Annotated in this window: 22 protein-coding genes and 1 pseudogene; 16 read left to right on the top strand and 7 right to left on the bottom strand. The window is 48.1% G+C overall.

From position 1 onward, the window contains the following. Positions 1-376 precede the first annotated feature (376 nt). From ACM6JA_RS24620 to ACM6JA_RS24605, 4 genes are all read right to left on the bottom strand, one after another. Positions 377-1,111 (bottom strand): amino acid ABC transporter ATP-binding protein, encoded by a 735-nt coding sequence (locus tag ACM6JA_RS24620; RefSeq protein ID WP_414854492.1) that lies wholly within the window; start codon positions 1,109-1,111, stop codon positions 377-379. Positions 1,112-1,128: 17 nt separating this feature from the next. Further along, positions 1,129-1,824: an amino acid ABC transporter permease gene (locus tag ACM6JA_RS24615; protein WP_414854491.1), complete on the bottom strand. Its 696-nt coding sequence runs from the start codon at positions 1,822-1,824 to the stop codon at positions 1,129-1,131. Next, a complete protein-coding gene (locus ACM6JA_RS24610; protein ID WP_414854490.1) occupies positions 1,811-2,644 on the bottom strand; it encodes an amino acid ABC transporter substrate-binding protein in 834 nt (277 codons plus the stop codon). Before ACM6JA_RS24610 ends, ACM6JA_RS24615 begins: the two co-directional genes overlap by 14 nt. 122 nt (positions 2,645-2,766) lie before the next feature. After that, positions 2,767-3,594, bottom strand: a complete 828-nt coding sequence (locus tag ACM6JA_RS24605) for an amino acid ABC transporter substrate-binding protein (RefSeq protein WP_173618614.1) — start codon at positions 3,592-3,594, stop codon at positions 2,767-2,769. 817 nt (positions 3,595-4,411) lie between these two features. Here ACM6JA_RS24605 and ACM6JA_RS24600 point away from each other — a divergent pair. The 4 genes from ACM6JA_RS24600 (at position 4,412) to abc-f (ending at position 9,040) form a co-directional block, all read left to right on the top strand. Further along, positions 4,412-4,813: a hypothetical protein gene (locus ACM6JA_RS24600; protein WP_007721540.1), complete on the top strand. Its 402-nt coding sequence runs from the start codon at positions 4,412-4,414 to the stop codon at positions 4,811-4,813. 13 nt (positions 4,814-4,826) lie between these two features. Continuing rightward, positions 4,827-5,765 (top strand): AEC family transporter, encoded by a 939-nt coding sequence (locus ACM6JA_RS24595; RefSeq protein WP_414854489.1) that lies wholly within the window; start codon positions 4,827-4,829, stop codon positions 5,763-5,765. A gap of 99 nt (positions 5,766-5,864) precedes the next feature. Continuing rightward, a complete protein-coding gene (locus ACM6JA_RS24590; RefSeq protein WP_414854488.1) occupies positions 5,865-6,659 on the top strand; it encodes a stalk domain-containing protein in 795 nt (264 codons plus the stop codon). A 455-nt stretch (positions 6,660-7,114) separates the two neighbouring features. After that, positions 7,115-9,040, top strand: a complete 1,926-nt coding sequence (gene abc-f / locus ACM6JA_RS24585) for a ribosomal protection-like ABC-F family protein (RefSeq protein WP_414854487.1) — start codon at positions 7,115-7,117, stop codon at positions 9,038-9,040. A gap of 64 nt (positions 9,041-9,104) precedes the next feature. Here abc-f and ACM6JA_RS24580 read toward each other — a convergent pair whose 3' ends face one another. After that, positions 9,105-10,280 (bottom strand): MFS transporter, encoded by a 1,176-nt coding sequence (locus ACM6JA_RS24580; RefSeq protein ID WP_414854486.1) that lies wholly within the window; start codon positions 10,278-10,280, stop codon positions 9,105-9,107. Positions 10,281-10,463: 183 nt separating this feature from the next. On the opposite strand from ACM6JA_RS24580, the gene ACM6JA_RS24575 reads away from it, so the two are divergent. The 12 genes and pseudogenes from ACM6JA_RS24575 to ACM6JA_RS24520 all read left to right on the top strand — a co-directional run bounded on the left by ACM6JA_RS24575 (position 10,464) and on the right by ACM6JA_RS24520 (position 22,822). Then, positions 10,464-10,862 (top strand): hypothetical protein, encoded by a 399-nt coding sequence (locus ACM6JA_RS24575; RefSeq protein WP_414854485.1) that lies wholly within the window; start codon positions 10,464-10,466, stop codon positions 10,860-10,862. Then, on the top strand, positions 10,859-11,065 hold the full coding sequence (locus ACM6JA_RS24570) for a YqgQ family protein (protein ID WP_007721527.1): 207 nt from the start codon (positions 10,859-10,861) through the stop codon (positions 11,063-11,065). The genes ACM6JA_RS24575 and ACM6JA_RS24570 overlap by 4 nt, the downstream gene beginning before the upstream one ends. A gap of 257 nt (positions 11,066-11,322) precedes the next feature. Next, a pseudogene (locus tag ACM6JA_RS24565) lies at positions 11,323-11,724 on the top strand (DUF4280 domain-containing protein); the annotation flags it as partial. 865 nt (positions 11,725-12,589) lie between these two features. After that, positions 12,590-12,985 carry a hypothetical protein gene (locus ACM6JA_RS24560; protein WP_414854484.1) on the top strand — a complete coding sequence of 132 codons (396 nt, stop codon included), beginning with the start codon at positions 12,590-12,592 and terminating at the stop codon, positions 12,983-12,985. A gap of 254 nt (positions 12,986-13,239) precedes the next feature. Next, positions 13,240-13,827, top strand: a complete 588-nt coding sequence (locus tag ACM6JA_RS24555; protein ID WP_414854483.1) for a DedA family protein — start codon at positions 13,240-13,242, stop codon at positions 13,825-13,827. A 213-nt stretch (positions 13,828-14,040) separates the two neighbouring features. After that, positions 14,041-16,083, top strand: a complete 2,043-nt coding sequence (locus ACM6JA_RS24550) for a methyl-accepting chemotaxis protein (RefSeq protein WP_414854482.1) — start codon at positions 14,041-14,043, stop codon at positions 16,081-16,083. A gap of 166 nt (positions 16,084-16,249) precedes the next feature. Continuing rightward, entirely contained in the window at positions 16,250-17,665 is a 1,416-nt protein-coding gene (locus ACM6JA_RS24545; protein ID WP_414854481.1) for an NAD(P)/FAD-dependent oxidoreductase, read from the top strand. Beyond that, positions 17,662-18,501 carry an NAD(P)/FAD-dependent oxidoreductase gene (locus ACM6JA_RS24540; RefSeq protein WP_414854480.1) on the top strand — a complete coding sequence of 280 codons (840 nt, stop codon included), beginning with the start codon at positions 17,662-17,664 and terminating at the stop codon, positions 18,499-18,501. Before ACM6JA_RS24545 ends, ACM6JA_RS24540 begins: the two co-directional genes overlap by 4 nt. Before the next feature lie 27 nt (positions 18,502-18,528). Beyond that, entirely contained in the window at positions 18,529-18,993 is a 465-nt protein-coding gene (locus ACM6JA_RS24535) for a CoxG family protein (protein ID WP_414854479.1), read from the top strand. Positions 18,994-19,012: 19 nt separating this feature from the next. Continuing rightward, positions 19,013-19,783, top strand: coding sequence for a DeoR/GlpR family DNA-binding transcription regulator (locus ACM6JA_RS24530; protein ID WP_414854478.1), 771 nt, complete (start codon positions 19,013-19,015; stop codon positions 19,781-19,783). A gap of 24 nt (positions 19,784-19,807) precedes the next feature. After that, positions 19,808-21,277 carry an amino acid permease gene (locus ACM6JA_RS24525; RefSeq protein WP_414854477.1) on the top strand — a complete coding sequence of 490 codons (1,470 nt, stop codon included), beginning with the start codon at positions 19,808-19,810 and terminating at the stop codon, positions 21,275-21,277. Between the two features lie 24 nt (positions 21,278-21,301). Next, positions 21,302-22,822, top strand: coding sequence for an FGGY family carbohydrate kinase (locus ACM6JA_RS24520; protein WP_414854476.1), 1,521 nt, complete (start codon positions 21,302-21,304; stop codon positions 22,820-22,822). 63 nt (positions 22,823-22,885) lie between these two features. Here ACM6JA_RS24520 and ACM6JA_RS24515 read toward each other — a convergent pair whose 3' ends face one another. Both ACM6JA_RS24515 and ACM6JA_RS24510 read right to left on the bottom strand, forming a co-directional pair. Beyond that, positions 22,886-23,344, bottom strand: coding sequence for an NUDIX hydrolase (locus ACM6JA_RS24515; RefSeq protein ID WP_414854475.1), 459 nt, complete (start codon positions 23,342-23,344; stop codon positions 22,886-22,888). A gap of 15 nt (positions 23,345-23,359) precedes the next feature. Next, complete coding sequence (locus tag ACM6JA_RS24510) at positions 23,360-23,515, bottom strand: hypothetical protein (protein ID WP_007721505.1); 156 nt, start codon at positions 23,513-23,515, stop codon at positions 23,360-23,362. Positions 23,516-23,531: the final 16 nt, after the last annotated feature.

The following is a 23,531-nucleotide window of genomic DNA, read 5'->3' as shown; positions in this document are numbered from 1 at the left end:
TGTCTGATGTTAAGGAAGAGTAGAGAGAACATGAAGCATTTGTTAATTTTAGGTTTTGTATAAATGCGGAGGGCAAGCACCCGTTTTTTTCTTTTTAATCACTGGGATAGACAGGCATCCATACAGGAGAGATGCGGCTGTCATAAGCTGACTGTGTACTGATCCTTGCCAGCAGATCGGTGCGTCCATCTGATTTCAATGGGAGGAGAGGAAGATCATGGGTTGCGATCGCGGAGGCTTCGGCTTTTTTGGTGGCGGGTTCATTTGGATTCTCATTATTATTTTCCTAGTAATTTGCTTCATTGATGATTAAGGCACTATTGCAAAGAAAAGACTCTGTGCTCTTATACAAGAGACAGAGTCTTTTTTCTGGTCACTACTTCAAATGCTGCAAAAACTGACGTGTGCGTTCCTCACGCGGTTTTGCGAACAAATTGGAAGGTGTATCTCGCTCCACGATGACGCCTTGGTCCATGAAAATAACCTCGTCGGCAACTTCCCGGGCGAACCCCATCTCGTGAGTGACGACGATCATCGTCATCCCTTCCTGGGCAAGCTCCTTCATCACCTTCAACACTTCGCCAACGAGCTCCGGGTCGAGAGCGGAGGTAGGCTCGTCAAATAGCATGACTTGCGGGTCCATCGCCAGTGCCCGAGCTATGCCTACACGCTGCTGTTGTCCACCAGACAACTGTGCAGGATAATGGTCCAGCTTATCACCGAGACCAACTTTTGTCAGGAGAGCAGCGGCTTTCGCACGTGCTTTTTCTTTGTCTTCTTTTTTTACAGTGACAGGTCCCTCCATCACATTTTCAACGGCTGTCATGTGCGGGAACAGATTGTAGTTTTGAAACACCATCCCGGTTTGCTTTCGCAGTTTCGGAATACTTGTTCTCTCTACTTTTTTGGAAAAGTCCAGCTTGACGTCGCCGATCTGGACGCTGCCGTTGGTCGGAACCTCAAGTGCATTCAGACAGCGAAGCAAGGTTGTTTTCCCGGAGCCAGAAGGACCGATGATAACGACTACCTTTCCTTTTTCCACTGAGAGGGAAATGCCTTTAAGTACATGTAAGGTATTGAATTGTTTATGCACATCCGTGATCGTAATCATGCGTTTTCACCTGCTTTTTAGACATAACGGTCCAGCTTGTTTTCGATGCGATCCTGGATAATAGAGAGTACGAAGCAAATCACCCAGTAAATAAGGGCCGCTTCCGCATAGACCAGCAGCGGCTCATATGTCGCAGCGACGACTTCTTGGGCTTTGCGAAACATCTCTGGTACCAGAACGACCGAAGCCAGGGAAGTATCCTTGACCAGACTAATAAACGAGTTGGACAAAGGAGGAATGGAGACGCGAGATGCCTGTGGGAGCACGACTCTGCGCAGTGCTTGCCAGTAGGTCATCCCCAGGGAGTAGGCTGCTTCCCATTGACCTTTGTGAATGGACAAGATTGCGGCACGTACCACCTCGGAGGAATAGGCACCGACGCTGAGAGAGAAGCCGATGATTGCCGACGGTATCGGATCGATCATCAAGCCGATGCTCGGCAAGCCATAAAAAATGATGAACAATTGGACCAATAAAGGAGTACCGCGAATGATCGATACATAAAAGCGGGCGATGGCAATCAGCGGCTTAATGCCGGATAGTCGTGCCAACGCAGTGAGAACTGCAAGGATCAGACCAATGAAAAAGGCAGCGATGGCGATTGTCAAAGAATAGAGCAAGGCTCCTTTCAACAGAGGAAGAAAGGAGCTTTGCGCGATATCGATCCATCGGTTCAGGCGTTCTGGGTTTTCAAAGAAGCTACTTAGAGACATCTGCACCAAACCATTTCTCTGATATTTTTGCGAGGGTACCATCTTTCGTCATGTCATCCAGTGCTTTGTTGAATGCATCAACCAGCTCTGTGCTGCCCTTGCGGAAGAGGAAGCCGTTTTTCGCTACGTTCGGATCTTTTGCGATAATTTTGATAGGAACATCAGGCTTTTGCTTCATGAAGTCCAACAGGGAGATCCCATCGTTGATCGTAATGTCTACACGCTTGGAAACAAGCAAGTCAATCGCTTGGTTAAAGCCTTCCACACCGACGATTTCCGCTCCGTTCTTCTTCGCGATATCTGTGAGGTTGCTCGTCAATGTTTGCGCTGCTTTCAGACCTTTAATATCCTCGAAGCCTTTTACGGTCGTGTTGTCTTTATGGGTGACAAGGACCGCTGTGGATACGGTATACGGATTGGAGAAGTCGTATTTTTCCTGGCGATCAGGGCGAATGCCTACCTGATTCGCTACGACATCAAAGCGCTTGGAGTCAAGTCCAGCGAACATCGCATCCCATTGTGTTTCTTGAAACACAGGCGCAACACCGATGCGCTTCGCTACCTCTGTCACGACCTCCACATCATAGCCCGTCAGCTTGCCAGACTGATCGTGGAACGTAAACGGCGCGTATGTGCCCTCGGTTCCGATCAGAATTTTACCGTCGGCTTTTATTTTTTCCAACAAGTTTTGTTCTTGTTTCTCTTCTGTTGGGGCAGGAGCGGCACTATTTTGCGGTGGTTGTCCAGTTGAAGACGACCCGCAACCTGCCAATGCGACTAACAGAGTGGAAGCGAGAAGGGAAAATAATAGTTTTTTCATAAATTAACCCCCACTAAACCGATGTGAATTTGAATAGGAACATACTAAAAGGGACAGACAATTTTGTCAACGCCTAAGAATTTATTTATATTCTTATGCCCATGAAAACTTCCTCCTAAGAATTACTTCGTGATATCTTCGCCGAACCATTTGACGGAAATTTTGGAAAGGGTGCCGTCCTGCTGCATCTCATCGAGCACCTTGTTAATCGCGTCAGTTAGTTCTGTGCTTCCTTTACGGAACATGAAAGCGGTTGGTTGGCCATCTGCATTTTTCGCCACGACTTTGATTGGCGTATCTGGCTTTTGTTTCAGGAAATCAAGCACCGACAAATTATCGTTGAGCACGACGTCCACGCGTTTTTGTGCAATCAGGTCAATCGCTTGATTGAAATTGTCTACACCGACGATTTCCGCCTCATTGGCGCGTGCGAGGTCAGCGTAGTTGCTGGTCATGGATTGTCCGGCTTTTAACCCTTTGATATCCTTGAAGTCTTTGACAGTGTTATTGTCCTTGTGCGTGACCAAAACCGCACGGGAAATCGTATATGGCTTGGAGAAATCATACTTTTCCTGACGATCAGGACGGATTCCTACCTGATTGGCAATGACGTCAAAGCGCTTGGAGTCGAGTCCCGCAAACATGGCATCCCACTGGGTTTCCTGGAACACAGGCTCTACACCGAGCCGCTTGGCAACTTCTGTGACAACCTCCACGTCATAGCCGGTCAATTTGCCCGACTGATCATGATACGTAAACGGAGAGTATGTACCTTCCGTACCAATGACGAGTTTCTTCTCGGCTTTCACTTTTTCTAGCAAATTTTGCGAAGCTGCTTGATCAGCAGGCGGAGTCGTATTATTCGGCTGAGAAGGAGAACCGGAAGTGCTGCATCCAACCATTCCCAGTAGCAGACAAGATAGTAAGGTAGACAGAATGACTTTTTTCATGTTGTAATCCCCTTTATGTTAATCGGATTTCATGGATTCATAGTAGTGGTCGTTCATGCCTTTGTCAACGTTTAATTTGTTAAATCCTATTTGATTACTTTGAATTCGTGGGGGCAAGGTTCTATGTGGCTGCGGTGAAGAGAAGAATATTTCCAGTCTAGGCTCCAGGCTCCGTCCTGCTGGGGGTAAAGACTGTCCGCTCCGAAGGGATTCGCGGGGAAACGCAAAAGTGGTAGCCGCTACGTCGCGTGGGCACGGTTGCGTTTCTTTTGCCCGCGAATCCCTTCTCCGCTCGGTAGGACTCCACAAGTCGCTACGTCTGGAAATATTCTTCTCTGTCGTAACAATGACATTTCTTCATTCTTTTAAATCTCTAAAAGTCTGTTTAGACAGGGAAAGCTCGTAGAGGAAACAGGAGAAAACAGCGAAGATCTTTGGTACACCGACCGAGACGGAATGCAAAAAGCGAAACACGCCTTTAAGCGTCCACCTCTGAATTACATCCTGAAACGACTACTTTGGACGCGGTTTCGCTTTTTGCATGGAGGCGGGCAGTCAATCCCACAGCGGGTGGGACAAGAAGCTGAGCGTTTTCTCCTGTTTCCTCCCCACGACTACAGTAACGTTTACACTTGTTATCTCTTTTAAGATTCTCCATTCATACGGTGGCTATGTGCATGAGACGAAAACTTGGCGCAGAAGTAGTGGTTGAGGTTCCTCGTCAAGAAGCGTACAATTAGTACGAATTGAAAGGCCTACAAGCAATTACGTGCTTGTTCTTCATAGGAGAGCGCACCGAAAAAAGGAGTCAATCAACATGTTAAACGACTGGCGTATGTATACAGATGGAAGTGGAATGGAGCAAAAGCATGTAGCTTGGCATGAAGTGCTGAAGGAAATCGCTCAATTGGATGGAGTAACGCGGACGTTGGTTCACGCAGCGTATGGAGATCATGTGGATTTGGTCGTAGCAGGCGGGAACAACGGCAAAGTATTGGTGCAATGGAAAGAACACGAGCCGGTTGAGCAGCACTTTGTCCTTGCGGCAGACAAGCAATCGGCGGTGATGTCCACGCTCGTCATCGAGGGTAGTGAAGTTGCCTTTCCCCTTTCCTGGTGTGTTCCGCTTGAGCGGGTTGTTCCTTTGTGCGGGGATTTGCTAAGAACATGTGAAAAAGGGGAGCCGACCGAACTCGAATGGCTTCCGGTAGAAATGTAGGCAGGAGGGCAGCATGGAACTACAAACGTTGCAGCAGTCCATCCTCATCATGGCCGTCATCATTGGGATCGGTAGCTTAATCGGCTACCGGCAACCCTTGACTGCGGACTCTCGCCAACTCGTCATCACGATTATTGTAAATGTAGCCATGCCGTGCATTATTTTAGACGGGATCTTTCAGACAACCATTGATCAACAAATTTTATACCAAATTTTTGCAATATTCTTCATTTCGATTATCCTAAACTGCCTGGGCATTTTTATCGGCTGGTTAGGTGCGCGTGCACTTCCGCTCCCGGTGAAAAAACGCCGTGAGATTGCGCTCTTGTCCGGCTTGGGGAATACAGGCTTCATCGGTTTACCGCTTTGTGCAGCATTGTTTGGGCCAAAAGGGGCGCTCTTGGCGGCTATTTTCGACGCAGGTGTGGATGTTGTGCTATGGACAGTGGGCGTGATGATGCTCCAGGAAAAAGGAAGCTTTTCCTTGAAAGGGCTCAAGACACTCATCAACATTCCGATGGTTGCGATCGTCTTTGGGCTCGGTTCTGCCATCATCGGGTTTGTGCCACCTGAGCCTGTGAAGCAGCTGTTTGGAACGCTTTCCAAGCTCGCCTCTCCGTTAGCCATGATGTACATTGGTATGCTCTTGCCTATGTTTTTGCGCAACAAACCGCAAGTATCATTGAAGCTTTTGAGTATGCCACTCGCATTTAAATTAGTTGTTTTTCCGCTGATGACGGCGTTTCTTTTGTCCGTTTTTTCAATCGACAGCGATATCGTCAGCGTTTCCCTTGTGCAAGTAGCAATGCCTACCCTGACATTGGCCTCGATCTTGTTCGGGCGCTATGCGGCGGATGAGGAGATGGGAGCCATGACGACGGTTTGTTCTACCTTGCTGGCGCTCTTGTCCATCCCGATTGTTCTGGTCATGGGAAATTGGCTTTTGCACTAATCTCTCGCCAATCTCAGTCATAGTGAAACGAATCAGAGGAAACCTATGTCTAACAAGTAAAGAATGACGAAAATGATGATTAGGGATGGAGGAACAACAATGAAAGGCAAATCGATTTTGGCTGTTGCCCTGACACTGCAAGTGTTGGCGGCTTACCCAATGCAGGCAGGGGCTAGCACAGCGCAAACAGCGACAACTGCGATACTGGTAAACGGAGAGCAATCTTCCTTGGCAAAAGCACCGATTCTCGTCCAGCAGCGCACCTATGTATCTGCCGAGGATGCGAGCCGGATTTTAGGAGGCACTTGGAAACAAGATGCAACGAATGGAGAAATGAAGCTGGCAAAAGGTACGTTGACGTTCCATCTCGTTACCGGAAAAGTAGCGTTGAATGGCAAGTGGCTGCTAGATGGGCAGGGCGCAATCGTGCGTGACAAGCAAGTGTATGTGCCGTTGAGATGGATGGCAGAGCAGGCCGGACATCAAATCACGTGGAATGCCGAGAAAAAGGCGGTGGAAATTGTGATGGCAGGAGAAGAGAGTGCTTTTACGCTTGTCGATACCGATAAGCTGACAGAACAGGAACGTACGTTTATTGACTCGGTAAAAGAACAGCAAGGCATTCACAAGCAGGGAGACCTTTATGTCATCGCACGTGGGTCCTCACCGAATCCTGGCTACGGACTGCAAGTAACAAAAGTCGAGCAGAGCTGGGAGCAGCTTTTTGTGTATGTCAAACAAACGCTGCCTGATCCGGGTAGAATGTACCCGCAAGTGATTTCCTATCCGTATTTGGCGGCAAAAGTGAAGCTGCCACCTTACACGACGATTGTCTTTCTGGATGCAGAGACGAAGAAGCCGCTGTTTGCCACAGAGGGCAACGGAAGTCGATAAGAAAATCGGGTAAAAAACGCACAGGGCCTGCTAGTGAGGAGCACGTAGCAGGCCTCTTGTTTTTGTGTGACTCCTGATGTAAGATATGGTTGTGATTTCCTATCCCTTGAGAAACGGAGGTGTGTGTACGTGTTCGGAACTCTGCAAGCATGGTTTGTGGTAGAAACTTCCAGTATGACGCATGATTTTTCATTCAACGGGACCAGTCTGTCCTTTTTTGCGCATACAACTGAACGGAGTTTCCATAGGCGTACCATGCATCGATCAGGGGCGGTTTGTTCTTGACTATAATGGGTAACTGACGTAAGGTCAGTCCCTTTCACGATGCCGCAGGTAATGGCCTGCGGCTTTTTTGCGTCCACTCGCACGTGCGGTGTGGTCTCAAAAATTGTGCCGGGGCCACCAGGAAGTCCATTATTTTGAACCGTTACCAACTTTTCAAGGAGGAAATAATCATGATTATTGTCGCGACACAGCAATTGCAGAAATCGTACGGAGCAGATCCGGTTTTACAAGATATCACATTGGAAATCAAAGTAGGAGAACGCGTCGGGATCGTCGGACCGAATGGAGCAGGCAAAACCACGTTGTTCAAGCTACTGGCTGGTATCGAAGGCCCCGATTCTGGTGAGCTTTTTCGGGCAAAAGGAACGATATGGGCGTACCTGCCGCAAACGCCGAAGTATCCGACTGAGTGGACGGGGGCGGATGTTGTAGCCAGCGCTTTTGCAGATGTTATCAAGCTGCAGGAGCAGATGCGCGAACTCGAGCAACAGATGGGATTGCTTTACGAAAATGAACAAGAGCTAAACCGCCTCATGCTGCGCTATCAAAAGCTGCAAGATGAATTTGAACAACTGGATGGCTATCACTGGGAGACGAAAATGACCCAGGTGACACAGGGCTTGGGAGTTAGTTCAGAACTGTTAGCAACACCTTTTGCCCAACTCAGCGGTGGGGAAAAGACGAAGGCTGGTCTTGCAAAGCTACTCTGCCAACAAAGCGATGTTCTACTCCTGGATGAGCCGACCAACCATTTGGATGTGGAGTCGATGGAGTGGCTGGAGGAGTTTTTAAAAAATTATCAGGGCACGATCCTGATCATCTCCCATGACCGTTATTTTTTGGATGCGGTCGTCACGTCTGTCTATCATGTGGACGGAGGAGAAGCCGAATTCTATATCGGCAATTACAGTGCGTTCGCTACGGAGCGTGAAGAACGCTTGCTGCGCCAGTTTGCCGCTTATCAGGAACAGCAGAAGCAGATTAAGAAAATGAAAGAGACGATCAAACGGCTCAAGGAGTGGGGTAATCGCTCCAATCCGCCGAACGAGGCTTTTCACCGTAGGGCAAAAAGCATGGAAAAAGCACTAGCGAGGATTGAGCGTATCGAGCGACCGAAAATGGAAGCGGATCGAATGGGCTTGCAGTTTATGAAGACCGACCGAAGCGGGCAGGATGTGCTGAAAGCGACGGGGGTACAGAAAACATTTGGCGGAAAACAGTTGTTTGCGGACGCTAGTTTTTTATTGCGCTTTGGCGAGAGAAAAGCGCTGCTTGGACCAAATGGCTGTGGTAAATCTACGCTGATTCGCATGCTACTGGGAGAGGTTGAGCCAGACGCAGGTACGCTCAAAATTGGCAGCAGCGTTAAGGTAGGCTACTTGTCACAGCAAGCTTTGGAAGGGGATCAAAACCAGCGGCTGATTGACGTTTTCCGTGAAGTAGCCAGAGTAACGGAGCCGGAAGCACGACATTTGCTGGCACGATTTATGTTTTACGGCGAACAAGTTTTCAAGCGGATCGGGCAGTTGAGCGGTGGAGAGCGAATGCGACTGCGCTTGGCGCAAATGATGCATCAGGAAATCAACCTGCTCATTCTGGACGAACCGACCAACCATCTGGATATTGAAGCGCGAGAAACATTGGAGGAAGCGTTGGCCGATTTTCGCGGGTCGTTGTTTATCATCTCTCATGATCGCTATTTCCTGCAAAAGATGGCAGATGGTGTGTTTTGGGTGGAAAATAAGCGGTTGATTCACGATGTGGGTTCCTATGAGGAAGCAAGGGAAAAACAAAAACAGAGGATCGCTGCTCGTGCCAGTAAGCCGGAGGAAATAGAGCGAAAGCAGCCAGTCATCAAGCAAGTTCAGGAGACGGCCGTGACGAATGCGACAGCCAAACGTCCGAATCTATATAAGCTGGCAGAGCTTGAACAAAAAATAGCATCATTAGAAGGAAGAAAAGGTGAACTGACGTCCTTGCTCCAGAGTGAAGGCGCAGATTACGAGCAGTTAGTGGCTTGGCAACAAGCGATCGATCAGGTGCAGCAGGAGATAGAGGTAACTTTTTCGTCTTGGATGGAGTTACAGGAACAGTAGGTTGCAATAAAAATAGCACCGCCAGCAAAGTGTTGAATGCTGGCGGTGCTTCCTTTTGTATCGCTTACGATTGCGCTTGTGTGCTTGGTTCTGGCAAGCGACGATGGCTGCTGACGAACCAAAGGAGGAGCAATACCATCAAGACCCCTCCGAGGAAGAACGGACCGCTGTGGGAGACTTGGTAAACCGCTCCACCAGCTAATGGACCTAAGATGCGTCCAAGGCTGTCCATCGAGCTGATTGCCCCACTCGTCACGCCTTGGCCTTGCGTCGTCCGTTGGGTAATCATTGCTGTAGCTGTCGCTCTGATCATTCCTTGTCCTGCTCCGAATAACGAGAGAATCAGCGCCAGCACCCAAAAGTTACCCGACAGTGGAATGGCAAAAAAGCCAATGCCGTAAAGAATCATCCCAATGACGAGGACACTTGCTTCCCCTAGCTGTTTGACCATTCTTCCGATGAGCCCGCCTTGTACTGCGGCAGCGATCAAGCCCATGACGAGAAACATGTAGCCGAGGTCTTTTGAGGTGAAACCGTACAAATCACTTATGTACAGGGCAAAAGTCGTTTCTAGTCCGGAAAAAGCAAAGGAGACGGTGAACAAAATACCGTACAGCAAGGACATGGAACCGAACAAAGAGACAAGAGGATTTTGCCGCTGTTCTTTTTGTAGATTCGCCCGTTTTTCTTTCGGCAAGCTCTCTGGCAAGGCAAACAGGATCAGGAAAAACGTAAGCAACGCCACGATACCCGAAGCGTAGAAGGGAACGGCAAAGCCGAATTCACTGAGCAGTCCACCAATTACCGGACCGAAGACAAAGCTAAGTCCAATCCCGGCGCCAATGACCCCCATCCCTTTTGCCCGTTCTTCTGAAGGGAAGAGATCCGCCACCATAGCAGTTACGGTTGGTAATGCGGCAGCCGAGACGATTCCACCCAAAATGCGATACAGGAGCATTTCTGTATAACTGTCAGCTAGTCCAAACAGGATAAAGGTGATGGAAAAGCCGAACAGCCCGAATGATATGAGTGGCTTTCGCCCGACTCTGTCCGAAAGTGCTCCCCAAATCGGTGCAAACACCAACTGCATAATATTGTAGCTGGCAAAAAGCAAGCCGATTTGAAACGAAGTCGCACCCAATTTTTCCGCGAAAAAGGGAAGAATGGGGATAATGATGCCAAAACCGAGCATGATGAAAAAAGCAATAAAGAACAAGAGGGCAAGGTGCTTCTTATTCACTACGTCTACCTCTTTTCGCCAAAAATCTATTCAAGCGGATTGTTTGCTTTTTCCACCTTACGTGAAGGAAAAGACGAAGTCAAGCCAGCAACGTGGGCAGTTATGGCAAGACGTGCTATAATAGAAAAGAAATAAGAATGGCTACCTATATTGTCAAGTATATATCCATGAGGTGTTTGTTACATGTCTACTGCGATGCTTTACTACCTGGCCTGGCATGAAGATGATTGGCTAGATGAAGTGCTCGATCGTTTTCCTGAAATCAATGCCATTGTGCCTTCGGTCAAAACGTTTGAGTTGCTGGCTAAACAAAGAGAGTCCGGAGAAGTAGGGCGAGCTGTCCTCGTTCTGAATGCGGCTGTCGAACAGGAGAGATGCAAGGAGTTTTTACGCTTGTGTCAAGAACACCCACAGCTGTCCGCGGACCCTTTGTATATCGTCGGATTGAAACCGGAAGAGGAGGAGACGTGGCAAGAAGCGTATCCACACGCGAAGATCATCGTCATTACCGGCTTTGCTGTCGAGTTTGATTACGATGCCGTCCTCGCAAGGATGGAAATCGATCTGGAGGGAGCTCATTGAAAATAAACCCGAATGAATTCGATTTGAAGGCGTTTCTGCACCGTTTCGGATTATTTATTTATACAGGTGATCCTGAAGGAGATTTGCTGTTGATAGAAGATGAAATTCGGGAGCTATATGAGCTGAATGTCATTGACAAGGAAGAGTTCATTGAAGCCATGTCAGCATTGCGCAGCAAGCGTAAGGCTGACGGAAGAGAATAGAGAGTAAGAACGTGTTTGCCAAGCCGTGTGTATGCGGTAGTTGGTGAACACGTTTTTTTGTGGTTGATACCCTATCGTGAAATGTAATTTTGCAACTTTATACCTGTTTTTTTTGATTAGTCCAGTGTCCGATACCTACCGTATGGGCATTATTTCCTTTTTATATATAGTGTGGATATTGGTCTTCATCTATTAGCACGAGCATCTTCCATCTGTATAGGAACCTTACAGAGAGGAGGAGACTGTATGCCCAATATATCTCCGTCCAAAAATCGAATGCGGAACGCAAGAGCTATGTGGTTGTTGGCGCCATTTTATCTTGTAGTAGCGGAAGTCAGTTAAGTAGGCTGAAAATGCCGTTCAGTCATGGTGTTTTTGTAAAAGGGAAGCCGCAAATGAACATCATGGACTTCGTTCCCAACGTTAATATCATGCCATTTGGAAAGTGCAACAACTTGAAGAATCCCGTTGTCGCTTCTGCCACCGCAGCAAATAATGGTGTACTAACGCTGATGCCGTGCACACCTGTGATGACCATGCCATGGATAGATGGCAAGCCGGACAAAATGGTTGGTGGACACCTCGCATTGCTGAACAAATCCACGAATATGTGTTTCCATTGCGGACTGATCAAGATTGAAGACGATGGGCAGGATTTGGGTGGTGTAACGATAGGGAATCAATCGTCAGCTAACAGTGGGTCTTCAGATGCCAGTTTTGGACAAGGACCAGCTTGCGAGAAGCCGCAGGAAAAGCCAACCATGTGGGACAACTTCGTCAAAGGAATATCAAAGCTGGGAGATGTTCCTGCTGCAATGCAAAAAGCGGCAAGTGAGCTGCCAGGAGCTTTGGAGAAAGCCGCAAATGATTTGCCGAAAGGTTTGCAAAAAGCGGCAGAGGATTTACCTAAGGGTGTAAAACTGTTTGTGCAAGAAAGCTATGTTAAGCCGATCCAGGAAGACTTGGATACGTTGCGGGATGATCAGCTAAACCTCGCCGATGCAGATGCAGTCGGTGGGATTGTTTTTGCGGCACTTACGGTGGGAAGAAGCAAAAATGCTGAGGATTTATGGGATGGGTTAGCGAATGTAAATAAGAGGAAGGGTGATATTAATAAGAATACTAAATTTTCCGAGATGGATGAAGAGCAACAACTGAATATAGCAAAAGAGTATAGGAAGAATGCACCGATCGAAATACCTGAAAATGCAAATATGAAAGCAAAGTCAATGAACGATGGCTATGAACAAATAATTTACAAGTGGAATGACGGGACATATAAGTATGAAGTCCGGTGGCATACAAGAACCTCTGGAGCGCCGGTTGATCAAGGAAACACCTGGGTAATTCAAAGAACTATACCTGGTATTGGAGGACAAAAACCAAAGTCATTTTATAAAACAGGAGAAAATGAATGGGTGGAAGGGTACAAATGGTATGAAGCAATAGCTGCTAGAAAAGCGGGAACCGCTACACCTGAACAAGTAAGAATATTAGATCAAGGTCATTGGAAGGAGTAATATTATGAAATCAGAAGCGATAAATGATTTATATTATGTTGGATTTGAAGGAGAGCCTGAGATAATCTTTATGTATGAAAAATCAAATGAAGTGCAAGTGCTCAAACTTTGGAATGGGTATTTTGAATCATTGCTAGATTGCTTGGTTCAACAGGCTCCCGTTCAAGATGGAATATTACATGAATATTACGTTCATGAAGGATGGTATGAAGAAAGTCCTTGGGAAATCACAAATGTTGAAAAAGCAGTACAATTGTTTAAATCATTTGATGTTAAGAAAGTTACAGAAAATGAATCAAGTAATATTATTCCAGTGCTCCCGGCTATTACAATGGATATTATTAGCTTTTTAGAGCAAGCAATTCAAAGTGGAAATAGAGTGTTTATTGTGTACGAATAAGTGCTTGTGCAGACCAGTTTCCAATTTTAATAGCTAGATCGTACAATACAATCCAAACCAAACAAAAAACTTGACAACCAAGCATGATTCGTTTTCAAAGCTCATTCTACTTTAAATACAAAGGAGGAATGAGCTTTTTTGCGCACTTCGTAAGAAATTCTTCAGAAATACTTATCCTTTTCTTAAGGATTTCTGTCTTCTTTTGAAAGGTTTACCCGTTAGGATAGAGTGCAGAGAGAAAGGAGGCGACACAGGTGGAGTTTACAGGGTATTACGAGCTATTCTGGGAGATGGTTACAGGCATGCTGGGAAAATTCATTCCTGATGAGATTACAGTCATGACTGTGGGGGCGCAGATTGCCAATACAGGAGCGGACTTTTTTACAGCATTTGCCGTCATATACCCCGTTTTTTTCATCGTTTCTTGCGCGGGGTACTTACTGGGAGCAAAGGCATTTGGCTGGATGACCAGGAAGCTGGGCTTGCGTGCTGATTTACTGTCGGTATTGCGTGGGTCAATGGGCTGGCTGCTTGTTTTTGGTATCTTTCTTCCGATTATTCGTCATATCGTGCCTATTCTCGCCGGTGCCAGCCGAATGCCGTTTCGGCAGTTCCTCCTATTCTTTTTACCGAGCAGTATCGTTTGGACCTTGCATTACTTTGTGGCAGGCTATTGGTTCTCCGATCAACTGGAAATAATGGTTGCGGGAGTTTATCAATATAGCAAAATTACGTTGACGATCGTTTGTTTCGCAGGGTTCTCGTTCCTTATGATTCGCCAGTTGCAGCGTCTTGGTGGAATGAAAGAACCTCGAGCGAATAAGCAACCACCTGTTTCGTAATCGATACGAATTTCTAGAGTGCGGTGTCTACTATCCACGAGCTTTTCGGATGGCAGGCGCCTTTTTTTATGCGGATTTATTATCGTTATGTTCTGATATTTTTAAAAGTTTGTAAAGAATAAGTTTACATATGGTAATAATGGGGTAGATTACCAAATGTCGTCGTGAAATGAAGTTCCATTTTTAAAAATTTGTGTGATTGGAGGCTTTTGCATGAGGAGCATAAAAAATGTGCTGGTAACCATTTTGGCTGCCATCACCATCGGTATTTTTATTCTTCAACTAGTGTTTGGTTTTCTCCAGTTTGAGCAAATTATCTCGAATGAAGTCGAAGCAAAGCTACAAATGCAGGTAGCCAAAGAGGCGGCCTATCTGAATGGTATGCTGGACAAGACAGGCAAGCTCTCGGAAACACTCACTTATTCTGTCTCTCATGGCTCCAAGGAAACAATCAAGCATCTCGAAGGGACGCTGGTCGATGTCGTAGCGTCGGAGCCTTTGATTGTGGGCGGTGGATTTTGGATGGAGCCATACAGCTTCGACAGCTCGCAAAAGCTGTACGGCAGGTACGCTATCCGCAATAATGACAAAGTAGAGCTCGATCCGGCTTACAGCGATGGCAGCTATGATTATCTCGCACAGGATTGGTACAAGGCGGGGATGGTTGACAAACCATATGTGTGGACTGAGCCGTATGCCGACCCGATTTCCAAAGTTCCTATGGTTACAGCCATTGCGCCCATTAAATTGGGAGGAAAGATCAGTGGTACGACGACATTGGATATCGGGCTTACGGAGCTTAACAAAAGCATCGAAAATCTGAAGGTTGGCGAAACAGGTTATGGTTTTATCGTTTCCAAGTCGGGTATTTACGTTTCCCATCGCGATGCACAAAAGAACTTGCAGGTGAAAATTACGGACGAGTCTGAAACGGGATTGCGGGACATTGCCAATCAAATAACAGTAGCAACCGCAACGGGTATGACGCAAGCAACCATAGATGGACAAAATCAATATGTCACCTTCGCTCCGATCGGGGAAACAGGCATGACGCTAGCCACTGTCATGCCCGCAGCAGAGATTAACGGACCGATTACCCAATACTTATACATCAGCTTGATTATTTTTGGTGTCTCCATCAGCATTTTCCTCGTGATCTTGTACTGGTTCATCAATCGACAGGTAGCACGTCCACTGTTGCAACTGAAAGCAGGCATCGTCAACTTGGTGGAAAAAAAGGATTTAACCCAGACGATCCCAATCCGGCGCAAGGATGAGATTGGCGACGTGGCGACAGCAGTGAATGCATTCATTGAAGATCTGCACGGAATGATGAAAAATATTAGCGGCTATACCGGTCAAGTAGGAACAGTCTCGGAAACTTCCGCAACGAAGGCTCATGAAGCACGACTTGCCTTTGGTCAGGTGGCCTCGTCGTTCCAAGAGGTAGCAACAGGGACAGAGAATCAACAGCATAGTGCTGAAGAAAGTGCGCGTGCCATGGAAGAGATGGCGATCGGTATTCAACGGATTGCCGAAGCCTCCTCCACGATGGCAGAATCATCGAAACATATGGCAAACGAAGCGGTGGCGGGCAACCAATCCGTAGAAAAGGTGTCAGGACAGATGGATTCGATCAACCGATCCGTAAGCCATTCTGCCGAAGTCGTTCGTTCGCTGGATAGTCGCTCAGCAGAAATCTCACAGATCGTGGAAGTAATCGCAAGCATCGCATCCCAGACGAACCTGTTGGCACTCAATGCGGCGATTGAAGCTGCGCGTGCAGGTGAACAGGGCAGAGGCTTCGCTGTGGTAGCGGATGAAGTGCGCAAGCTGGCAGAGCAGTCCAACGACTCGGCCAACCAAATTGCCAACCTGATTACCGAAATTCAAAGGGAAACGACTTCAGCGGTACAAGCCATGGATGAGGGAACGCGCGAGGTCGAAACTGGAATCCAGATCGCCCATGAGACAGGGGAAGCATTCCGCCGGATCATGGATTCTACCCAGGATGTAGCAGATCAGATTCAGGAGATTTCCTCCGTTGCAGAGCAAATGTCAGCGGCAACGGAACAGGTGACGGCATCCATTTTGCAGTTGTCCTCGATTGCAAAGGAATCTGCTGCAAGTGCATCGAGTGTGGCTGCTTCAACGGAAGAGCAGCGCATCTCGATGAATCAGCTCTCTACATCCGCAGAGCAGCTAAACCAGATGGCAAAAGAATTACAGCAAATGATCAACCGTTTCACACTCTAACCACTTGTTTGTTTGCAAAAAAATGCAAAATGACGAACTGCTGCTGTCATACGATGGGAGCAGTTCGTTTATTGACAGAAAAATACAAGTCAGAATATAATGAATACAAATCAAAGCAAACAAAAGCAATATTTTGCAAACAAAAATCCGAGGCTGGTGGAACAGAATGCAAAACCATAAGTATGACGTTGTGGTGATTGGTGGTGGAGTAGTCGGTACAGCCATATTACGCGCCCTTTCGTTTTATCAACTGAAACTGCTTTTAATCGAAAAGCAGCCTGACGTTTGTGAAGGGACAAGCAAGGCGAACAGTGGGATTGTTCATACTGGGTTTGATGCAAAGCCAGGCACGGTTGAGGCAGAGTGCCTTCGCCGGTCCCGCAGCTTATGGCCGATGTTGGTTGAGAATCTGAGAATCCCCTTCATTCCGTGCGGCGCCGTAATGGTGGCGACCAACGAAGAAGAAAAGCAGATAATCGAAACCACCTATGTTCCCAATGCAAAGGCGAATGACGTAGATGTTCACTGGATGTCTGCTGAGGAGATTCTGGAGATGAATCCCGCTGTGACAGCCAAGGTAACAGGCGGATTGGCAGTACCGGGTGAAGCGATTTGCGATCCATTCTGGGCCACCAGAGCTTTCGGAGAGATAGCAGTACTAAACGGCGCGGAGGTTGTGCTTGGGCAAGGCGTCTCCCACATCGAGACTGTATCGGATGGAGAGGACTTGCGCCTTACTCTGGAAAATGGTGAAACGGTCACGACCCGATATGCGGTGAATGCGGCTGGATTATGGTCCGATGAAATTGCCCGGATGGTGGGAGATAAGACCTTCTCTATTTCACCACGTAAAGGCCAGTTTATCTTGACCGAAGAGGCGATATCTATCTCTTCGATCATCTTGCCTGTTCCTACGAAAACCTCCAAGGGCGTGTTGGTTTCGCCAGTGGTGTTCGGCGGTTTTTTGCTTGGGCCAACGGCGGAGGATCAAGAGGACAAATGGGATCGCTCCACCTCACAGGTCGGCATGGAATCGGTGCTGGCAGGCTGTGAGAAACTGGTCCCCGACTCTCGGAAGTTTTCGACGATTCGTCAGTTTGCTGGGGTCAGGGCAGTTTGCAGCGAAGGAGATTTTGTCATCCGTCCATCCGCTGTACAGCCACGCATGATTCATGCCGCCGGGATTCGTTCCACCGGACTCTCTGCTTCCCCTGGCATAGCAGAGCTGGTAGCGGAAACGCTCCAGAAAGCCGGGCTTGAGCTACAAGCAAACGAACAGGCACAGCATGCTCTGCCGGACCTCTTTTCAGAAGAGCAGGAAACAGGAGAAATCATTTGTCTGTGCCGCTCCATTACCCGGAGTGAGATCGTCAATTCCTTAAAGCGTCCACTCACCCCGCAGACCATTGATGGAGTGAAGCGGCGGACGGGCGCTACCTTAGGAGAATGCCAAGGAAACTGCTGTATTCCCAAAATCATCGATGTTATGGCCGAGACCTATCCTGAACAGACCGGGAAGCAGCCTTTAAAAGGAGTACGAGACTCTTATCTAGCTGTATCACAAGGAGAGAAGCAGGCATGATGTATGAATTGGTGATCATTGGAGCAGGAATCTCGGGGCTGACGGCAGCCCTTTCAGCGTGGGAGAGAGGAGTCAGCTCTGTTCTGATGATCGATTACCAGAAGAGAAGAGGTGGCTTCACCTTACCGTATTGGAGCTCTGACGAGTTTGCTCCAGAACGGGGGCTGCTGGAAAAAGCGTCGTCGCTTCCCTACGAGATTCACGAACAATCAACAGTCGTCGGTTTTTTCCCAGGGGCAAACGGTCAACTGCACCAGTTGTATGTCCAATCGCCGATGGGCACCTATTCTATTGAGGCAAAAAAGGTACTGATCGCGTCAGGCTCACTGGAAAAACCGCGTGAGGCGCACAAAATCCCGGGGACACGTCCGGCAGGTGTCATGACCCCGCTGATGGCGATGCAGCTGATAGAACGAGGACATCAGCCAGGCCGCAAGATTGTGTTGATCGAGAATGGCCGAATCTCTCGTAGTACAGCGACCCTTCTGGAAAAAGAGACGAGCAATCTGGTCAAATATGCTGAGTCAGATTGGGAGCTTACCTCTATCAAGGGATTGTCCCGTGTAGAAGGAATACAGCTGCGGAATCGGATGACGGATGAGATAGACGAAGTGGTGTGCGATACGCTCATTTTTGCAAAAGGTCGGGTGCCATGCACGTTTTTCTTGAAAGGAACGCCAATCGAGCGAGATCATCACGATGCGATTATCGTAGATGCCACAGGGAAAACGAATCTACCAGATATTTATGCCGCAGGGAGCTGTACCTGCCTTGGCGACGATGATCACACCAATTCGATGGAATTGGCAAAAGAAACAGCCAAGCATCTCTTTTAAAGCGATCATCAGAAGGGAGAGTTTACGATGAAGCTATCCGACTCGTTTACGATTCAGGCAAGTAAAGCGGATGTATGGTCCGTCTTTATGGATGTGGAAAAGCTGTCAGGCTGCGTACCAGGCTGCAAAGAATTAAAAATGAGCAGCCCCACCCGTTATGAAGCGAACATGGAAGTGAAAATACAGTTTATGACGATTCAATTTCGCGTCACGGGGGAATTAAAAGAAGCGGTAGAAGGAGAAGCACTGCAAGTGGAGATGACCGGACAACCGGTAGCGTTGGCAGGATTGTTCCGCAATCAATTGCACCTTCAGCTAAAAGAGGAACAGCCGGGAACCACACGGGTGCAATACGAGATGGGTTTGCAAATGACAGGACGACTGGCATCATTAGGAGATATACTAATGAAGGGGACTGTGAAGAAAAAGGCAGAAGAATTTGCGACGAACGTCCAGACCTTGTTCCAGTCTAGTCAGGAGATTTACAATTAAGAGAAGATGGTGATTATCCATGCTACAAGAAGAAAGACAGCAGCTGATCCTGCAAATGCTACAAGAAAATCAATCCGTTCGTATTGCAGAGCTATGCAGCCGATTAACGGTGACGCGCGAAACAATCAGGCGTGATTTGTATGAAATGGAGCAGCAGGGGCTACTCAAGAAGGTGCATGGTGGCGCTATTCTGAATAAAACCAACGTGGAGCCTCCTTATGCCAAGCGGAGTGGATTAAACTTGGCGGAGAAGGAGGCGATTGCGGTCGCCGCCGCCTCCTTGGTGGAGGACGGCGACGCAATCTATATTGATTTGGGCACGACGACACAATTGTTCGCCAAACACCTTTACCATAAAAAGGGAATAACGGTGATAACCAATGCGCTACTGGTGGCATTGGAACTATCTCATCACCCGGATGCAAAGGTGATCATGAGTGGGGGTGAATTGCGCGCAGGGGATCTGGCCATGTCCGGTCCGATCGCCAGGAAAAGCCTCGAGGGGTTGTTTGTGGACAAAGCGTTTATTGGTGTAGGGGGATTGGCAGCAGAAACTGGTTTTACGGATTACCATGTGGGCGAGTCAGACATCAGGCAGCTGATGCTTACAAACGCCAAAGAAACATATGCACTGATTGATCATTCCAAAATAAATGTAACCGCTTTTATGAAGGTGGCAGAGCTATCCGACATCGACGTAGTCATTACAGATGAGGAACTACCCCAATCACTTGCTGGGCGACTCGCTCAGGAAGGATTGCAAGTCATCGTTGCTAAGACATCCGTGTAAAGCAAATGGTGAGGGAGGCAATCAATGGTGAAACAATCGGTACAAGCAAATGATTCGCAAGATATGCAAACGTATCATTATAAGCAAGAATTGAGACGGACATTAAAACTGTTCAGTTCGTTTGCCGTCGCGTTTTCTTTCATTTCCATTACCACAGGCATTTTTAGCAATTATGGATTTGTGCTTAGTACGGCAGGGCCGGCTGGTATCTGGACCTGGCCGATTGTAACCATTGGGCATTTGTTAGTAGCCATTATTTTTGCAGAGCTGGCTGGGCGAATTCCATTGAGCGGTTATTCCTATCAATGGGTGACACGTCTGGCCAACCCGGGACTGGGGTGGTTTGCTGGCTGGATTGCCTTTTGCTTTCTCGTTATCGTGGTTCCAACCGTCGATTATGCGCTGGCGCCCATCATTGCCGAGATGTTTGGCTGGGATACAGGCTCCAAGACGTTGGTCTGGATCGTGATTGGTACACTGGTCGTACAAGCTTTATTAAACATTTATGGTGTGAAGCTGGCTACTCGTATTAATGATATCGCCGTATACACCGAAGTGATCGGTATGGTTGGGATCGTTGTGGTGCTGGGGGCAGTTGTGATGTACAACGGGGCAAATTGGAGCATGCTGACCGATATCGGTACTGCTGCGACTCAATCGGACAGTTCATACCTGGGCGCTTTTATCATGGCTGCGCTGATGGGTTCCTTTACATTGGTAGGTTTCGAGGCTGCTGCGAATCTCTCTGAGGAGACGATCAATGCGAAGAAAACGGTGCCTCGTGCCATGATTTTATCCGTATTACTGAGTGGTGTGATCGGTTTCTTGCTGTTAATCGTGATTTCTGTTGCCATTACGGATCTGCCGACTGTGCTCGGTGCAGCGAATCCGATTCCGTACATTTTGCAAACAAGTCTTGGCTCTGCTGTATCTAGCTTCTTTCTGGTGCTATGCCTCATTTCCATCTTCGCGTGCGGTCTGATCATCATGGCTTCCGCTTCCCGACTCATCTATGCGTTGTCACGCGACAATGTATTCTTCGCTTCCTCCATCTTCAAGAAGGTATCACCTCAGACTTCCGTACCAACAAACGCCGTTTTACTCGTTTTAGTGCTGGGCATTCTCGCTGTGTTATTCGCAGATTCCCTGACCCTTCTGGTAGGGGCCACCTCGGTACTGCCCGCCCTTCTCTATCTGACAACGATTGCTGCTTATGCATGGAAACGCAAGGAACTGCCCAAATCGAAGTATTTTGACCTGGGCAAGTGGCGCACACCGCTCACTTTCCTTGCGATCGCATGGTTGATCTTTGAAATTGGCATCTTGACCATTCCGGAAAATTTCCATAGCGTAGCGATCGTGGCAGCTACCTTGCTGGCTGTTGGCGTCATCTTGTATCATCTGCTATTCCGCAAAGGGATTATGGAGGGCCGGATCGGAATAAAAGACAGAACATTCGGATTTGATGAAGAGAAAGAAGATCATTCAGCCTAGAATAATGAAAAAGGAGTCTGCTGTATGGAGAAGTATTCGCTGTCGATCGATCAGGGAACAACGGGGACCAAGGTGCTGCTGGTAAATCATCATGGACGAGTTACTGCCGAAAGCTATCAGAAGCACACGCAATATTATCCACAATCCGGATGGGTGGAGCATCACCCGGAGGAAATTTGGGAAAAGGTCTTGATGGGAGTCGCTGACGTGCTGCTCAAAGGACAAATCGAACCTGAACAGGTGGAAGCGGTAGGCCTTGCCAATCAGGGGGAAACGGTCCTCTTCTGGGATTCGGTCAGCGGAGAGCCGCTTTATCCGGCTGTCGTCTGGTCGTGCCGCCGCTCCGATCAAATCGCCGAGCGTTGGAAGGTGGATGGCGAGTGGGCACAGAAGGTGGCCGAGAAAACCGGACTTTTGATTGACCCGTATTTTTCTGCGACCAAAATCAGATGGTTGATGGAGGAAGTGCCTCTGGTGCAAGAAAAGATCCGACAGCGGCAGGCTTATTGTAGCACGCTTGACTCTTGGCTGATCTGGCAGATGACAGGAGGCGCCTCGTATGTAACGGATGCTTCCACTGCTGCCCGAACGCTGTTGTTTGCTCATCTGCAGGGGAAATGGGATGAGGAAATATTGCGGTATTTGGAAATAGAGGAAGACTGGCTGCCTCAGGTTTGTCCAACAGTTGGTTCTTTTGGTAGTACGAATCCGAATAAATTTTGCGGCATCCAAGCACCGATTCTCGTCAGCCAGGTGGATCAACCAGCCGCCCTTTACGGTCATCTCTGCATAGAGCCGGGTATGTCCAAATGTACGTATGGCACGGGCTGCTTCGCTTACATGAACGTGGGAAATGAGCCGCCTGCTACGAAAGAGAGCGGACTCTTGACGACGCTTGTCTGGAAACGCGGGGCGCAACATACTTATGCGCTTGATGGCGCGATTTATGCGGCGGGGTCTGCTATCGAATGGGGAAAGGAGCAGCTTGGGCTGTATCAGGATATAGACGAGCTGCAACGATGGTCGGAGCAGTGGTATGAAGAACTGCACAAGGGAGAAGCCCCAACCAATCTTTTATTTATCCCAGCATTGAATGGGATCGGCACGCCATACTGGAACTCGGAGGCGAGAGGAGTGTTTCTCGGACTCTCCCAGCATACTGACCGACCGCTGATGGCAAAAGCGATGCTGGAAGGGATCGCTCACCGTGTAGCGGATGTGTTTGTCACAATGGAACAGGTAGTCGGACAAAAGATTTCCGTCTTGCGTGTAGATGGCGGCTTGACGGACAATCCGTATTTGATGCAGTTTCAGGCAGACCTGCTGGGTGTTCCGGTTGAGGTTCCTGAGATCAATGAAACAACAGCGATGGGGATTGCGTTTCTGCTCGGGGAAGAGTGCGGCTGGTGGTCGACGAAAGATTTGGAAGCGCGAATGAAGGTAGGGCGTCGCTATGAACCGACACTTGATGAAGCGGTGAGGAAAAGTCTGCGAGCGCGTTGGAACAAGGCGGTTCACCTTCTGTTACAGCTAAGCGAAGGGTAACGTAAAAAAAGCAACCAATTGCCAAAGCGAGCACAATGCTTTTGGCGGATTGGTTGCTTTTTATTACTTCTTCAACTCGAACGCAGGCTCCCAGCCAAAGCTGTCAAACCACTGCTTTTGTCTATAGTTCGAGAGAGCTTGTCTCACATAAGGAATGACGTTCGGGGGTAATTTATCCATGTCCACCCATACAAGCTCATCGCATTTATTCGGCTCGGCATTGATAATTTCTCCGCGCCATTTTGTGGCAGCGACAAAAAAATCGATGCGCTCATCATTGGAGCGACGATGCATGACGCCTACCATCTCCAAGCTCGCTGGATCGATGTCAATTCCGCATTCTTCTTTGGCCTCGCGGATTGCGGCTGTCTTTACTTCTTCATTCCCGTCCAGATGTCCAGCGGGAACACTGTAATTGCCGTCTTGGTAGCCGGTATTGTAGCGGCGTAATAACAAGACTTGCGCACCCTTCACCAGGAAAAGGTGAACGGCTACCTGCATCGAGAAGCGCTCTTTCTGCATGCGGATTCTCCTCTATTAATGATATTCTTCCGGACGATGATTCTCGGCAGCTTGTCTACGGCGTTCCATTCTGTTTTTTTTCAAAATAGGAGAGCTGGTCATGGCAAAGAGTAGCATACCAATTCCAGCGACACCTAAAACGATCCCGATAGTAAGATACAGCCAATTCATTGAAAAAGACCTCCTT

Source organism: Brevibacillus sp. IT-7CA2, from assembly GCF_949767855.1.
In the GTDB taxonomy this organism is placed as follows: Bacteria; Bacillota; Bacilli; order Brevibacillales; family Brevibacillaceae; genus Brevibacillus.
The sequence above is the reverse complement of the archived record's forward strand: the minus strand, read 5'-3'. Positions and strand labels throughout refer to the sequence as shown.

What these genes read in the sequence shown, in the direction of transcription:
- ACM6JA_RS24620 (WP_414854492.1), bottom strand. Translation starts at nt 1,111, where the DNA reads ATGATTACGATCACGGATGTGCATAAACAATTCAATACCTTACATGTA.
- ACM6JA_RS24615 (WP_414854491.1), bottom strand. Translation starts at nt 1,824, where the DNA reads ATGTCTCTAAGTAGCTTCTTTGAAAACCCAGAACGCCTGAACCGATGG.
- ACM6JA_RS24610 (WP_414854490.1), bottom strand. Translation starts at nt 2,644, where the DNA reads ATGAAAAAACTATTATTTTCCCTTCTCGCTTCCACTCTGTTAGTCGCA.
- ACM6JA_RS24605 (WP_173618614.1), bottom strand. Translation starts at nt 3,594, where the DNA reads ATGAAAAAAGTCATTCTGTCTACCTTACTATCTTGTCTGCTACTGGGA.
- ACM6JA_RS24600 (WP_007721540.1), top strand. Translation starts at nt 4,412, where the DNA reads ATGTTAAACGACTGGCGTATGTATACAGATGGAAGTGGAATGGAGCAA.
- ACM6JA_RS24595 (WP_414854489.1), top strand. Translation starts at nt 4,827, where the DNA reads ATGGAACTACAAACGTTGCAGCAGTCCATCCTCATCATGGCCGTCATC.
- ACM6JA_RS24590 (WP_414854488.1), top strand. Translation starts at nt 5,865, where the DNA reads ATGAAAGGCAAATCGATTTTGGCTGTTGCCCTGACACTGCAAGTGTTG.
- abc-f (WP_414854487.1), top strand. Translation starts at nt 7,115, where the DNA reads ATGATTATTGTCGCGACACAGCAATTGCAGAAATCGTACGGAGCAGAT.
- ACM6JA_RS24575 (WP_414854485.1), top strand. Translation starts at nt 10,464, where the DNA reads ATGTCTACTGCGATGCTTTACTACCTGGCCTGGCATGAAGATGATTGG.
- ACM6JA_RS24560 (WP_414854484.1), top strand. Translation starts at nt 12,590, where the DNA reads ATGAAATCAGAAGCGATAAATGATTTATATTATGTTGGATTTGAAGGA.
- ACM6JA_RS24550 (WP_414854482.1), top strand. Translation starts at nt 14,041, where the DNA reads ATGAGGAGCATAAAAAATGTGCTGGTAACCATTTTGGCTGCCATCACC.
- ACM6JA_RS24545 (WP_414854481.1), top strand. Translation starts at nt 16,250, where the DNA reads ATGCAAAACCATAAGTATGACGTTGTGGTGATTGGTGGTGGAGTAGTC.
- ACM6JA_RS24540 (WP_414854480.1), top strand. Translation starts at nt 17,662, where the DNA reads ATGATGTATGAATTGGTGATCATTGGAGCAGGAATCTCGGGGCTGACG.
- ACM6JA_RS24535 (WP_414854479.1), top strand. Translation starts at nt 18,529, where the DNA reads ATGAAGCTATCCGACTCGTTTACGATTCAGGCAAGTAAAGCGGATGTA.
- ACM6JA_RS24530 (WP_414854478.1), top strand. Translation starts at nt 19,013, where the DNA reads ATGCTACAAGAAGAAAGACAGCAGCTGATCCTGCAAATGCTACAAGAA.
- ACM6JA_RS24525 (WP_414854477.1), top strand. Translation starts at nt 19,808, where the DNA reads ATGGTGAAACAATCGGTACAAGCAAATGATTCGCAAGATATGCAAACG.
- ACM6JA_RS24520 (WP_414854476.1), top strand. Translation starts at nt 21,302, where the DNA reads ATGGAGAAGTATTCGCTGTCGATCGATCAGGGAACAACGGGGACCAAG.
- ACM6JA_RS24515 (WP_414854475.1), bottom strand. Translation starts at nt 23,344, where the DNA reads ATGCAGAAAGAGCGCTTCTCGATGCAGGTAGCCGTTCACCTTTTCCTG.
- ACM6JA_RS24510 (WP_007721505.1), bottom strand. Translation starts at nt 23,515, where the DNA reads ATGAATTGGCTGTATCTTACTATCGGGATCGTTTTAGGTGTCGCTGGA.